The organism is Exiguobacterium sp. UBA3968, assembly GCF_002385115.1.
GTDB lineage: Bacteria > Bacillota > Bacilli > Exiguobacteriales > Exiguobacteriaceae > Exiguobacterium_A.
The window spans coordinates 1,797,327-1,811,241 of sequence record NZ_DGCW01000005.1 but is presented as its reverse complement, the minus strand read 5'-3'; the positions used below and the strand labels follow the sequence as shown (position 1 = coordinate 1,811,241).

Sequence of the window (13,915 nt, the reverse complement as noted above, 5' to 3'; positions counted from 1 at the left end):
GAGGAAATTCACGGATGAGCCAGATTGTGATCTTAACGGATAGCACAGCCTATCTGCCAACTACCTATTGTGAAGAACATCAAGTGCACGTCGCACCACTTAGTGTCATCTTCGACGGTGACGCCTATCGAGAAGGGTTTGACATCTCAGTAGCTGAATTTTATAAACGCATCCAGACGGGCAGCCTCCCGACGACATCACAACCGAACATCGGTGATCTCGTTGCGTCGTTCGAGCAATTGCCGGAAGGAACGGATATCATCGGTATCACACTATCGAGTGGGATCAGTGGAACGTATCAAGCGTTACATACGATCAACATGATGGTGGAGCATGTTAACGTTCATCCAATCGATTCACGTATTTCCTGTATGCCGCAAGCGTTTCTCGTCCAAGAAGCCGTTCGTTTGCGAGATGCAGGAGCGACGGCAGAGACGATCGTTAATCGTCTGGAGACATTAAAAAAACAGATTCGAGCCTACTTCGTCGTCGACGATCTAGCCCACCTTCAGCGTGGTGGACGTTTGAGTGTCACACAGGCATTCGTCGGCTCGTTTCTGAAGATAAAACCGGTCCTTCACTTCATCGACGGGAAAATCGTTCCGTTCGAAAAAATCCGGACGTTCAAGCGAGCGGTCAATCGAATCGAGGAAATGATGAAGGAAGACATCAAAGGGGACGGAGCAGGATATGTCATCGGTGTCATCCATGCGGAGGATTCTATGAAAGCAGAAGCAGAAATTGCCGAACTAACGGCACTTTTCCCGCAGGCGCGCATCGAGATGAGCTTCTTCGGACCCGTCATCGGGACACACCTCGGACCTGGTGCAATTGGTATCACATGGTATCATGCAGCGGAATGAACAACATAACCGATAAAACAGATGAGCAACAGGAATTCTCTTACATTGAGAATACCTGTTGCTTTTGTTTTGTCAAAATCCTCGATTTTCATGAATGATTCTACTTACGAGGACTTTTAGAGGCATAATGTACGCTATTCTCTTAAATTGACTGAGGAAAAAAGCGATGGAGCAGGAACGTATGCGGACAAGGAGATACCAGGCATATGCGAGAAAGGAACGTCACAGAAAGGAGAGGTCATGATGATGGATCTTCGAGGACGACTCGTACCTGCTGAATGGATAGATACACCAAACGAAACATATCGATACATGCCAGCCGTGACATGGCGTTGTCAACGGTGTGGCGCACTACCAGTACGAGGTGCCTGTACATGTGGAAAAGCCTGTTATTATTGTCGAAAATGTCTCGCTTATGGCAAATTGCGAAGCTGCGGGAGGCTCGTGACGGATTTGGAGGCGCTTGATCCAGTGATCCCGTCGCAACACGGACCATTGTTGTTGACGCCGGCGCAACTGCGCATCGCACAAGCAATCCAGCAGACCGTCTTGCGTCCGAAACGACTTCTTGTCCATGCCGTGTGTGGTGCCGGAAAAACGCCGATGCTCTTTCCAGGAATCGCCGACGCCCTTACAAACGGACGACGTGTTCTTGTCGCAGCACCTCGGGCAGATGTCGTCCGGGAATTGACAGGGCATTTGAAGCGAGCATTCGCAAATACGTCCATTGTCTCTTTATACGGTGGTTCGTCGGAGCGTCTCGAGTTAGGTGACATCACGGTCAGTACGACACACCAATTGATTCATTACCGGCATTGTTTCGATGTCGTCTTCTTGGATGAGGTCGATGCCTTCCCTTACCGGATGGACCGGACGTTGCACCGGTACGTCAAACGAGCGATGACGAAAGACGCTGCCTTGATTTTATTAAGCGCCACCCCTTCGTTTTGGCATCGACGCTTTCCGATAGTCCGACTGATGCGGCGCTATCATGGGTATCCGTTACCGGTACCAAAGCTCGTCGTACCTTATACCGAACAGATCGTATTCGATTGGTTGGCGCGTCATGCTGCTGTACCACGGCTCGTGTTCGTCTCGCGTATTGCGGAGCTTGAGCGATGGCAGAACCGATTCGCAGATGCAGGCTATACCGTCGAGACGGTCCATGCCGCGGATTCAGAACGAGTCGAGAAGGTCCGACGCTTTCGACAATCGACAGGAATCTTACTGACGACGACGATTCTAGAGCGGGGTGTGACGATTGAAAACGTCCAGGTTGCGATTCTTGATGCCGATCAAGGATTCAGTACGTCAGCCTTGATTCAAATCAGCGGACGTGTCGGACGATCGTCGGCGTATCCGGATGGTGACATTTTATTTTGCGCCAATGACCGAAGTGATGCGATGTATGAAGCGATCCATCACATTAAAAAAGCGAATGCCGTGCAACCATGAATCGATGTTTATTCTGTCAAGAGGTCTATCTACCTAGTTGGGAACTCGGAAATCTCTGGACTAGGCAAGTGACCTGTCCGACCTGTAAAATAAAGTTTGTAAAAAGAGGGGAATGCGTCGATTGTGGAAAGCCGGGTTCGCCATGCTGTTCAGATTGTACGGCGTGGCGGCTGCAAGGGCTGACGCTCCAGACGACACCTCTTTATCTGTACAATGATGCAGCCAAGGAATTCATGCGTCGGTTCAAGTTTCTCGGAGATACTGCGTTGCTTGAGATGTTTACCGATGACTTGAAGAAGGTAAAAATCAAACAAGCTGTTCTTGTTCCGATACCGTTAAGCACCGAGCGTCTCGCAGACCGTCGTTTCAATCAAGCGGAGTTGATCGCACGCCAGATGCGTGGGAAAATGGCGCCGTATTTGAGTCGTTTGGAGGGTCCTGCCCAAAGTAAGGCAGGACGACAGGCTCGGCTTGCGCGAAGTAATCCGTTTTGCGTGACAAATGACGTCAAAGGGAAGAACATTGTGCTCGTCGATGACGTCTACACGACAGGTGTGACTCTTCGGCAGGCAATGTTTCGACTGAAGGAGGCAGGCGCAAAAGAAATTTCTGCTGTAACTTTATTTCGAAGTGTTTAAGAAAGCGACAATCCTGCCGATACTCTATATGAGGTGAAAGAAATGGATGTCATCAATTGTAAATCTTGCGGAAAGTTAGTTGTGCGTCAATCTTCAGAACTGTGTATTGATTGCATACGAAAGGATCATACGGATTTTGAGAAGGTGCGCGAATTTCTGCGAGAACGACGAAAAATCCGGACTTCACCTAAAGATGTCGAGATCGGAACGGGTGTCAGTCGAGATACCGTCTTCCGTTACATCAAGGAAGGGCGCTTATTGATCTCCGAGATTTCCCAAATGGAAATCATGTGTGAGAATTGCGGGAAGCCCTCCCGTGAAGGCACGATTTGTGCCGCATGTCGTGATCGTTTACGACGTGACCTCGCCCAGGCGATGCTTGACTCTTCTGACTCTTCGAAACCAAGGACGTATCGGACTTGAACTAAGAATCTTGTAGTCTAGAAAGCAGGTGTTCACATGCGAATTGATTCTACGAAATGGGTGAACATGCCCAAAACGTACGAAAGAACTCAATCAGTAGAAGGAACAAAAAACCAACGCACGAACCGTCCGGACGAAGTCAGTATCTCAACAGAAGCGCGCGCGCGTTTTAATGAGACACAGACGTCACGGACTGAAAAGATTGAATCCCTCAAGCAGGCGATCCAGGATGGAACCTATAAACCGGACGCGAAAAAAATCGCGGAACGTTTCTTGAACCTGTAAGCGGAACATCGTAGAAAATGGAGGCGACTCGGGGCACGGATGCGCGGGTCGTTTTTTATATGAATGGAACCTTTTTAATTCGGAAGGAGAAACCGAATGCAACTCATCAATCAGCTTAACGAGGCGCATGCTCAATTGCTCGCGCTCGCAGAAGAAAAGAAGCACGTCTTGATTGCAAACGACATGCGTCGCTTGTCTGAAATCGTTAAAGAAGAACCCGTACATATCAAACGGATTGAAGCATTAGAGCAAGAGCGACTTGCACTCATGGGTAGCGTGACGATGACCGAATGGATCGAGACGCACCCGGAAGATATCGACTCACTCCGGACATTGTTGCAGACGATCGGTCAGTTGCGGCAGCTGAATGCACTGAACGCAGAGCTGCTCGAGCAATCGTTGCACTATTTGGATTGGCATCTCCAACTTTTGATTCCAGAAGCAGACGACTTCACATATGGGCAGTCCGCACTGAACCAGACACACTTTAACCGAAACGCGTAAGGAGGAATACGGATGGGATCGACTTTCATGGGGCTTGAGACAGGACGTCGGGCATTAACGACGAACCAGTGGGCCCTGCAATCGACTGGAAATAACATTGCGAACGCCGGTACGGAAGGATTCTCTCGTCAGCGTCTCGTCATGGGAACAACAGAACAGCTTTCGATATCGCTTGGATCTGGCCGAAATGGTCAAGTCGGAACGGGTGTCCGCGGAGAAATGATCGAGCGGATTCGTGACATCATGCTCGATAAGCAATACCGGGATGAAGTGACGAAAGTTTCCTATTACGGCACGAAGGAAGCGGCTTTCGGACGGATGGAAGATATCATCAATGAACCGTCGGATACGGGTCTTGCGAAGGCATTCGACGGATTCTGGGAATCACTTCAGACTTTGTCGACGAATCCGCAGGACTCGGGTGCGCGCAGTGTCGTCCGGCAAAAAGCAGAGACGCTCGCACAGACCTTCAATTACATGTCGAAGGCAATCAATCAGGTCAAATCAGACTTAAAAAGTGAAATCGATGTCTCGACGAAAAAAGTCAATGATCTCTTGCAAAAAATCCATAACATTAATACGGAAATCCATGTCGTCGAACCGCTCGGTACCTTGCCGAACGCGCTCTATGATGAACGTGATCGCTACTTTGATGAACTTGCTCAATATGTCGATTTCGAAAAAGTGACGGTAGACGCTCAGGCGATTGAAACAGGGAAGATGGGGAATGCGTTACGCAATGCAGAAGGACGTATTGACGTCAACATCAAGTTTCCGAATGGGGACAAGCTGCTTGCGGTCGACTCCGACTTACCGAAAGCAGGGACACTAACCTTCACGACGAACGATCAAGGACTATACACAGGCTTCAAATCGGAGACACAAACCTACACGTTCGATCAGCTAGGCGGTTTCTCAACAGGTCGTTTGACAGGATTGATCGAGATGTACGGGCAAGAACGAAACGGTCAAGCTGTCGGTGAATACGTCAAGATGGAGAGTCAACTTGATGAGATGGCGAAGACCTTCGCCGATGCGTTCAACGCCGAGCACGCGACGAACTTGAAAAAAGACGGGACAGCGGGATCGAATGCGTTCTTTGCTTCGACAAGTGGCGACATCACGGCAGCAACGATTTCTGTTGGTACGGACATCAAAGCGAGTCTCGATAACATTGCGACGTCGACGGACGGAAACATCGGGGATAGTCAAGGGGCATTGAAACTAGCGAAGATGAAGACAGCGAGCATCGAATTCACAGAGTCGAACACGACGACGACGATCGGCTCGTTCTATCAAAACGTCATCGGCAACATGGCAGTTTCGACCGAACAAGTCGCGCGCCTTGGGAAGAGTGCCGCTGTCTTGATGGAGAGTGCGGATCAACGCCGTATGTCGATGTCTGCCGTCTCGATCGATGAAGAGATGACGATGATGATTCAGTATCAACACGCTTATAATGCGGCAGCACGAAATATTACGACCGTCGATGAGATGCTTGATAAAATCATCAACGGTATGGGACTCGTAGGACGGTGATGAATAGATGAGAGTAACACAAACGATGTTGACGAAAACAAATATCGGGCACTTATCCTCTAGCTATCAGCGCTTGAGCACGCTTCAAGAGCAATTGATCAGCGGGAAGAAAATTCAGCGTCCATCCGATGATCCGGTCGTCGCGATGCAGGGCGTGCGTTACCGGACGGAAGTACGAGAAGTCGAACAGTTCAAGAAAAATGCCAGTGAAGCAACGGGCTGGATGGATTTGACGGATTCGGCACTTAACGAAGTCACGTCGGCGATGAGCCGGATTCGTGAGTTGACGACACAGGCGGCGACGGATACGTATGATGCGACACAGCGTAAAGCGATCCAGAGCGAGGTCGGTCAATTGATCGAACACATCGGGACGCTCGCGAATACGAAATACAATGAAAAAGGGATCTTCAACGGGACGAAGACGGATACGGCATTCGTCTCGATGGACGGATTGCGTGATTACTTAGCAAGTGCTTCAGGTCCTGTTGACGGTGTCTTCACGGATGGGGATCCGACGGGCAAGGAGACGGAATCAATTCAATATGAAGTCTCTTCCGGTATCGAAGTCCAAGTCAACATCTCGCCACTTAGCGTCTTCGGACCGGGAACGTTCCAGACATTGAAAAAAGTCTACGATGCCCTAGGGACGAATGCTGACAATAATGGAGCTGCTTTATCCGGTATGTTGAAGGATATCGATGAGATGGTGAACGGCACGGTCGAGACGCGTGCGGATCTCGGGGCACGGGTTAACCGGATGGATTTGAACACATCACGGCTCGAGGATCAGGAAATCATCGCAAAGACGGTCATGTCGGATAACGAAGACATCGAGGCGGAAAAAGTCATCATGGAGCTGAAGTCGTACGAAACGTTACACCGAGCGGCTCTCAGCGCCGGAGCACGAATCATTCAACCGACGTTACTCGATTTTCTACGATAAGGGGTGAAGGCAGATGAATCTTCCACATCTTGAAATGCGTCAGACGGCAGCACGAATCGGGATGAACATCACACGTCCGCAAATCGAGCAGAAGCAGACACCTGCCTCCCTTTCGATCGAACAGCCCCGCGGGGAACTGTCGATTGAAACCGTCGCGGCACGTCTTGAGATCGATTCGACACAAGCCTGGATCGAGATGGAGCGTGTTCCTGCGCTCGAGTCCGTTCGGCAGTACGCTGCCTACGGTCGACAAAAGGGACAGGAAGCGGTCGCGCAGAGAGCTTCGGAAGGGGATCAACTGATGCGGATCGAGCAGGGTGGGGGAACGGTCGCGCGGATTGCAAAAACTAACGACGCACCGCCTGCCGAAGTGACGACACTCGGATTCATCCCGCGGAGTCTTGATCGGGTCAAGACGACTTTTACACCAGCGGAAGTCCGATTGAGCTACACCGCGAATCGTCCGAAGATCGATGTCGAAACGCATCAACCGGAGCTGACCGTAAAAGACGGACAGGTCGAGATTTTCTTACAAGAACAAAATCAATTGAATATGTGGCCGGTTGGTGGCATATTCGACGGGGAAGGATAACGACATGCAAATCGAAACCGATTTTTTTGGAACTATCACGATTAACGAGACGGAAATCATTACTTTCGCGTCCGAATTACCGGGTTTTCCGGACGCGAAGCGCTTCATCCTGCTCCCGTTCGGAGAGGGCGTACCGTTCTGGTCGTTTCAATCGATTGATCAGCCGGAGTGTGCGTTCGTCGTGACGAACCCGTTCTGGATTGATCCGGAATACGTCTTCGAGTTACCGGACGCAGCAAAAGAGCAGCTCGGGATTGAGGATACGGCGCAAGTCGCTGTCTATACGACGGTCACGTTGCGAGATCCGTTCAAGACGTCGACGACGAACTTACGGGCACCCTTCGTCATGGAGACGAAACAACGACTCGCGAAACAAATCATCTTAGACGATACATATACGAATCGTCATCTGATCGGTAGTCTGACGGAAGTAGGTGGTCGCTGATGCTCGTACTCAAACGAAAGACGGGAGAAGCGATTCAAATTGGTGACGACATTGAACTGACAATTCTTGCGATTGAAGGCGATCAAATCAAGCTCGGTATCAAGGCACCACGGCAAGTCGACATCCACCGGAAGGAAGTCTACTTGTCGATCCAAGAAGAGAACACGGAAGCCTCCCGTAGCACAGGGTTGATCGGACAACTCTTGAAACAACAGGAAAAATGATTCCATTTGAATGTCATTGGAACGTATTTTTCTTGTGAACGATACGCTTCAAACGAGGATGAAAAGACTCCCTTTGCCTGAATCTAGCGCAAAGGGAGTCTTTCTTATCATGAAACGAATGCTGAAACGCGTTGAATCGTGTATAGTAATGGAGAGAAAAGAAACCTTTTGAGCCAAAGAGGGAGTTGTCAGGAATGAATGAGACGAAGCAGCTGAAAAAAGACGCGAACCGAGTATTGAAAGCGACGAGTCGCACCTTCTATATCCCGATTAGTCGACTATCGCAAGACTTACAGGAAGCGGTCGGTGCTGCTTATCTATGCATGCGCGCCATCGATGAGATTGAAGATCATGAAGACTTGGCGACGGACGTCAAGACGATGTTGCTCCGAGAGACGGCATTGTTGATGCGGGGCACATTTTCCGCTACCGCCTATCTTGAATTGATTGCTCCGTATACGGCACATCTACCAGAAGTGACGCTCCGTTTACCGGAGTGGATCGCCTATTGTCCGGCTGCGATTCGTCCGAAAGTGCTCGATTCGACGGCTGAGATGGCAGAAGGCATGGCGGTCTGGGCTGAGCGTGACTGGACGGTCGAGACGGAAGCGGATCTTGATGAGTACACATACTATGTCGCGGGACTTGTCGGTGTTATGTTATCCGACATCTGGTACTGGAAGGCTGGTATCGTCACCGATAAACAGCAAGCGATCGGATTCGGTCGTGGTCTGCAAGCCGTCAACATCCTTCGTAACCAACAGGAAGATGCGGAGCGTGGTGTCGGCTACTTCCCACCTGGTTGGACGACGGATACGATGTTCGCCTATGCGCGTGAGAACCTTGCAGAAGCCGATGCGTACCTTGCGTCCATTCCGAAGGAGACGACGATTTATGAATTCTGTCACATTCCACTTGCACTCGCACATGGAACGCTGGATGCCCTTGCAAAAGGGAAAGAAAAACTGAGTCGTCCGGAAGTCTTGAAGATCGTCGGCGCCGCCGTACTAAAACGATAAGTACAAACGAACAGCCGCCCGTTTCCGTCAAGGAAGTGGGCGGCTGTTTTTAACGTAATAGATAAAAAGCGAGTCCAATCAAGGCAGAACCCGTCCAAATCAAAGCGATCGTCCGTCCATAGGGCAAACGATAGCCAGCGCGACGGGAGACGAGTAGTCCGATCGTCATCACCGTCAACGCGACAAACCAGGTCAAGAACACAGATAGCTGTTGCATGTGTCTCTCCTTCCATCAATGCAAGTCAGACAGATAGGTCAACACTTTATCTTCATACGCCTTCCGGTCATGCGCGTATGACTGGACGTGTCCGCCGTTTTCCGTCACGTAGAGTTCCGAGCGCGGTGCAGCTTTTTGGATTTTCATGCTTTCCGTAACGGGAATCGCATCATCATCCTTCCCGTGAATCAACAGAATCGGGTACTCGATGCGCCGGACCGCTTCGACCGGTTTGACTCGTTCTGGATTAAGACCTGTCAACGGTGGCGTGATTTCAAGGATGATCGGTGTGAACGGGAAGTTCGGTAACCCGCTCCAGACGGGCAGGTTCGTTGCGAGATAATTCTCGAGATCGCTGAACGGGCTGTCGGCGATAACACCGACGACATCCGCTTTCGGTGCCGTTACGAGTGATGTTGCTGCGCCCATCGAGATACCATAGAGGACGACCGGTTTTGAAGAACGTGACTTCGCGTAACGAACAGCTGTCAGTAGATCATCTTGTTCCTTGGCACCAACCGTAACGCGTTTCCCGTCCGATTCACCCGATCCTCGGAAATCGAACGTCAAGACGTTGTATCCGGCATCGTGAAACTTCTTAAATAGCGGGAAGACAGGAACATCATCTTGTTCCCGGTTCTTGCCATAGCCGTGAGCGAAAACGATCGTCAACTTCGCATCTTCGCTTGGCATCCACCAGCCAGACAAACGTGTCCGGTCTTTATAAGAACGGAAGGTGACATCTTCATAGTCAAGTCCTTCTGCTTTTTTGGGTGTCGTCGTCAAGGCTTCGCGTTCCGGTTGCGTCAACGATGATCCGACATAACCGGAAATCCCGATGACAACGATGACAGCGAGCGTCACGATGACGATTACGCCGCCGATGATTTTCTTACGATGTTTTTTCCACACCCGCGTTCCTTCCCTTCGTTCGGTTAATGGATATCTTTTTTCTTGAAGCGACCGCCATGGACATCATGGATGTTGCCGATCGCAATAAAAGCTTGTTCATCGAAGTCACGAACGATGTCCTTCAGTTTAGATTCTTCGAGCCGGCTGATGACACAAAAAATGACTTTTTTGCCGTCACCGGTAAAGGCACCTTCCCCGTTTAAGTACGTCATGCTTCGACCAAGTCGGTCCATGATCGCAAGACCGATCTCTTCGTAATTCTCCGAAATGATCCAGACACTCTTCGATTGATCGAGTCCGTCGATGACGACGTCAATCGTCTTGAAGGCGACGAAATAGGTGATCAACGAGTACATCGCTCGGTCCCAACCGAAAACAAATCCAGCAGCACCGAGAATGAAGACGTTGAAGAACATGACGATCTCACCGACTGAAAACGGTGTCGAGCGGCTGAAAGAGACAGCAAGAATCTCAGTTCCGTCGAGTGATCCACTCGAACGGATGACGATCCCGACGCCGATTCCGAGAATCAAGCCACCGAATACGGTCGCGAGCAGATCAACACTCGTCAATGGACCGATGTGTTCGAGGAGTTTCGTTGCGATCGCCATGACGAAGATCGCATATAACGTTGACAGGGCAAACGTCTTTCCAATCTGCTTATAGCCGAAAAAGATGAACGGGATGTTCAAGAAGAACAGCCACAAAGCGAGCGTCGTATCTGTCACCTTTGAGCCGATGATCGAGATTCCGACGATCCCGCCATCGATGATGTTATTGGGAACAAGGAATCCTTTCAGTCCAAGTGCGAAGATGATGGCACCGATTGTTAGCATCAGTAATCGTCGAAAAAGCTGACCTTTCGTAGAGCGACGATGATGTTTCGTAGGTAGTGGTGACTGCATGCCATTCCTCCCTTCTATAGTAAAACGCTTTAGGATTACTATAACAAAAAAGCACGAAGACGTGTGTGAACGTCTTCGTGGAGAGGTCAAGGGCGATAACGTAACGACTGGAAGAAACGCATGATCTGTTCTGCTTCGATCGGATTTGTATATTCACCGATGTATTGATGATCTTGTTGTCCGGTGATCGTCACCGTACAGGAGACGAGTTGAACGCCTTCACTCAAGCGAATCTCAAACGTTGCGTCCGACAACGGTAACAACGTCTTCGACGAAAAATAGAGTGCCCGCGTACTCGTTTGATGCGCTTCAATGTCTGAGAAGGGCAGTTCGAACGACTGGGTATGATGTGTCAGCATGCGAACTTTCCCAGAGACGGAAAAACGGGGGATGGTATCGCTCGACAAGGAACAGGCTTCGATCGGATACAAAATCTCCCGCAGGAGGAACGATTCCATGACGTCCGCTGGAACCGGGCGACTGAATAGATAGCCTTGGATACTCGGACAATTGAGTGTACGGAACGTATCGAGCTGACGGAGCGTCTCGATGCCTTCTGCGACGACGGTCAGATTGAACTCACCTGCCATGTAGAGAATGCTTTTGACGATTGCTTGGGCTTTAGCGTCATCCGTGATGTGGGTCGCGAACTGCCGATCGATCTTGATGACGTCGATCGGATACCTTTGCAGGTAGACCATTGAGGAATAGCCTTTCCCGAAGTCGTCGAGTGCGATCCGAACACCGATCCGGCTGACGTATTCGAGTGTCCGACTCGTCATCGGATCATCCATGATTAAAGCCGCTTCCGTGATCTCAAGTTCGAGTAACTCAGGCGCGAGATCGTACGTCGACAGCATCCGCTCGATATGGTGTTCGAAGCCGGGGATCAAGAATCGTTTCGGTGAGACGTTGACGGAAATTGGAACAAGATCTGCTCCGGTCGCCTTCCAGTCTTGCATCGAACGGCACGCCGTCTCGACGACCCAGTCTCCGATCGCGATATGTAAAGCACTCTCTTCGGCAAGCGGAATGAAGTCGTTCGGTGGAATCCGTCCCCATTCCGGGTGTTGCCAGCGAATCAGTGCTTCGAGACCGACAATCTTTCCTGTCCAGCTGTCGACCTTCGGTTGATATTCGAGAAACAGTTGATTACGTTCGATCGCGTAATGTAAGTCCTGCTCGAGCCGGTAGCGCCGGTAATAATCGATATCGAGATTCGATGCGTAGTGGTGTATCGTACTGTGATTTTCACGACGCGATCGTCGTAAGGCGGTATAGGAATGCTTTAACAATTCGACAGCGTCTGTACTGTCTTCCGGATAGCGACTGACCCCAACAGAAATACGAGTGAACAAGGCGTATGGTTCGATCGAGATCGGTGTTTCCGATAGATCGAGTAGTGCCTCGGCGCATGCCGTCACATCCTGTTTATCGCTTGTCGGTACGAGCAGGGCATACTCATCACCACCAAGATGTCCGAGGAACGTTCCATCTGACTTTGTTTGTTGTAATAAGGCAGCCGTTCCTTGTAGCCACTGATCACCGGAGCCGTGTCCGAAGGCATTATTGATCTCAGCGATGCGGTTGAAGGAGACGGTCAGGACGAAGAACGGTTGGTCCTTCTCTTGCCATGCGTCGATTGTTCCGATCAGCGCTTGCCGGTTCGGCAGATGCGTCACGGCGTCACGTAAAGCGAGCTGCCGCAATCGTTCCTCGTACGCTTTTTGAAGCGTGATATCATGCATGATGCTGTTCGTATAAGCAATCGTACCGTCCAGTTGGAAGACGGGGATTTGTTGGTCCTCAATCCATTTGACGCGACCATCCGGGAAGTGAAGGCGGTACTGGATCGTATCAGCTTGACCGTCCACCAATCGACCGATGAATTGTTTCATTGCAGTATGATCGCGCGCGTCTAGTCGTTCGTACAACCACTCGCGACTAAGGATTAAATTCTCTGGCAATTCTTCGAAGATATGCAGAAATCCTTGCGAATGAAACAGGATCCGACCCGAGAACAAGTCGATTTGTGAGATCGCGGCATTAACGGCTTCGTAGATTTCACGTGCCTGTGCCCGTTCCGTGACGAGTTGACGTCGCGCCTCGTCGACTTCCGATAAATCATAGAGGACGACCGATAGATGATCCGGATGATGCGGACGATGGAAGGCTTTCAAGCGCAACAGCTGATAGGTATCGTCAGCGGTCAACAGGGAGACTTCCATTTCAAAACGTTCCTTTTCACCCGCAATCAAACGTTCCATCTCGAACCGGAGCGGATCGAAGTCACGTGGATGAATCCGACTAAATAATTGTGCTTGATCTAGCGTCGTTGCATCGGTTTCCGACAACCCTAAAAAATGGAGGAGTGCGGGGGAAAACTCGATCATTTGTGTGTGGATATCAAAGTGGAAGATGACGAGTTCAGGAATCTGTTCCGTCAGTTCAAGTTGGGAGCGAATGGACGAGACATCTTCTTCGAGTTGTTTCTCACGTGTGATATCACGTGCGATCCCGTAAACGCCGATGACTTGTTCGTCTTGTTCGATCGGCATGTTCGTAATTTTTAAGGTAACCCGGTGTTGATCGGCATGAAGTCCTTGTGCCGTATAATGAACGGTCTCACCATGTAACGCACGATTGAAAAAGGATGTCACCGCTTCGACTTGATCAGGTGGATTGAAGACAGCAAAGTGCTCATAGAGCGTCTCAGCGGAATAGCCGAGCATGTCCTGTAACTGTTCGTTGAAATAAATGATTGTTCCAGAGGCATCAAATAAAAAAATTGCATCTGTTTGTTGTTGAAAGAAGGCTTCCGCCGTTTCCGGACGGGACACTTCAAGTCCACCGATATAGAGTGGGGCTGTGTCGGATTGACGAATCCGATTCATCGCTTCATGAAAAGCCATCCACGTCACCTCCTTACGATACTAACGTTCTCTCTA

Annotated in this window: 16 protein-coding genes; 12 read left to right on the top strand and 4 right to left on the bottom strand. The window is 50.2% G+C overall.

From position 1 onward, the window contains the following. Positions 1-14 precede the first annotated feature (14 nt). From B3S86_RS11140 to B3S86_RS11085, 12 genes are all read left to right on the top strand, one after another. Complete coding sequence (locus B3S86_RS11140) at positions 15-863, top strand: DegV family protein (RefSeq protein ID WP_290752500.1); 849 nt, start codon at positions 15-17, stop codon at positions 861-863. A 243-nt stretch (positions 864-1,106) separates the two neighbouring features. Further along, entirely contained in the window at positions 1,107-2,318 is a 1,212-nt protein-coding gene (locus tag B3S86_RS11135; protein ID WP_290752497.1) for a helicase-related protein, read from the top strand. A gap of 233 nt (positions 2,319-2,551) precedes the next feature. Continuing rightward, on the top strand, positions 2,552-2,956 hold the full coding sequence (locus tag B3S86_RS11130) for a ComF family protein (RefSeq protein WP_290752494.1): 405 nt from the start codon (positions 2,552-2,554) through the stop codon (positions 2,954-2,956). A gap of 144 nt (positions 2,957-3,100) precedes the next feature. Then, a complete protein-coding gene (locus B3S86_RS11125) occupies positions 3,101-3,379 on the top strand; it encodes a hypothetical protein (protein ID WP_155960182.1) in 279 nt (92 codons plus the stop codon). A gap of 36 nt (positions 3,380-3,415) precedes the next feature. Further along, positions 3,416-3,664 carry a flagellar biosynthesis anti-sigma factor FlgM gene (gene flgM / locus B3S86_RS11120; protein ID WP_035410118.1) on the top strand — a complete coding sequence of 83 codons (249 nt, stop codon included), beginning with the start codon at positions 3,416-3,418 and terminating at the stop codon, positions 3,662-3,664. A 96-nt stretch (positions 3,665-3,760) separates the two neighbouring features. After that, positions 3,761-4,168 carry a flagellar protein FlgN gene (locus B3S86_RS11115; RefSeq protein WP_056063071.1) on the top strand — a complete coding sequence of 136 codons (408 nt, stop codon included), beginning with the start codon at positions 3,761-3,763 and terminating at the stop codon, positions 4,166-4,168. Between the two features lie 12 nt (positions 4,169-4,180). Continuing rightward, the gene (gene flgK / locus B3S86_RS11110) at positions 4,181-5,707 is read left to right on the top strand and encodes a flagellar hook-associated protein FlgK (protein ID WP_290752487.1); all 1,527 of its coding nucleotides are present in this window, start codon (positions 4,181-4,183) and stop codon (positions 5,705-5,707) included. 7 nt (positions 5,708-5,714) lie between these two features. Beyond that, a complete protein-coding gene (gene flgL, locus B3S86_RS11105) occupies positions 5,715-6,653 on the top strand; it encodes a flagellar hook-associated protein FlgL (RefSeq protein WP_290752484.1) in 939 nt (312 codons plus the stop codon). A gap of 13 nt (positions 6,654-6,666) precedes the next feature. Continuing rightward, positions 6,667-7,245, top strand: coding sequence for a DUF6470 family protein (locus B3S86_RS11100; protein WP_290752481.1), 579 nt, complete (start codon positions 6,667-6,669; stop codon positions 7,243-7,245). A gap of 4 nt (positions 7,246-7,249) precedes the next feature. After that, positions 7,250-7,690 carry a flagellar assembly protein FliW gene (gene fliW, locus B3S86_RS11095; protein WP_290752478.1) on the top strand — a complete coding sequence of 147 codons (441 nt, stop codon included), beginning with the start codon at positions 7,250-7,252 and terminating at the stop codon, positions 7,688-7,690. Then, positions 7,690-7,914 carry a carbon storage regulator CsrA gene (csrA, locus tag B3S86_RS11090; protein ID WP_035410102.1) on the top strand — a complete coding sequence of 75 codons (225 nt, stop codon included), beginning with the start codon at positions 7,690-7,692 and terminating at the stop codon, positions 7,912-7,914. Before fliW ends, csrA begins: the two co-directional genes overlap by 1 nt. Positions 7,915-8,108: 194 nt before the next feature. After that, complete coding sequence (locus B3S86_RS11085; RefSeq protein ID WP_035410098.1) at positions 8,109-8,933, top strand: squalene/phytoene synthase family protein; 825 nt, start codon at positions 8,109-8,111, stop codon at positions 8,931-8,933. Between the two features lie 49 nt (positions 8,934-8,982). On the opposite strand, the gene B3S86_RS11080 is transcribed toward B3S86_RS11085, so the two are convergent. From B3S86_RS11080 to B3S86_RS11065, 4 genes are all read right to left on the bottom strand, one after another. Beyond that, positions 8,983-9,150: a hypothetical protein gene (locus tag B3S86_RS11080; protein ID WP_290752472.1), complete on the bottom strand. Its 168-nt coding sequence runs from the start codon at positions 9,148-9,150 to the stop codon at positions 8,983-8,985. A gap of 15 nt (positions 9,151-9,165) precedes the next feature. Continuing rightward, positions 9,166-10,062, bottom strand: a complete 897-nt coding sequence (locus B3S86_RS11075; RefSeq protein ID WP_290752469.1) for an alpha/beta hydrolase — start codon at positions 10,060-10,062, stop codon at positions 9,166-9,168. 23 nt (positions 10,063-10,085) lie between these two features. Beyond that, a complete protein-coding gene (locus B3S86_RS11070) occupies positions 10,086-10,967 on the bottom strand; it encodes a YitT family protein (protein ID WP_035410093.1) in 882 nt (293 codons plus the stop codon). Between the two features lie 86 nt (positions 10,968-11,053). Then, positions 11,054-13,879, bottom strand: a complete 2,826-nt coding sequence (locus B3S86_RS11065) for a sensor domain-containing protein (RefSeq protein WP_290752465.1) — start codon at positions 13,877-13,879, stop codon at positions 11,054-11,056. Between the last annotated feature and the right edge of the window lie 36 nt (positions 13,880-13,915).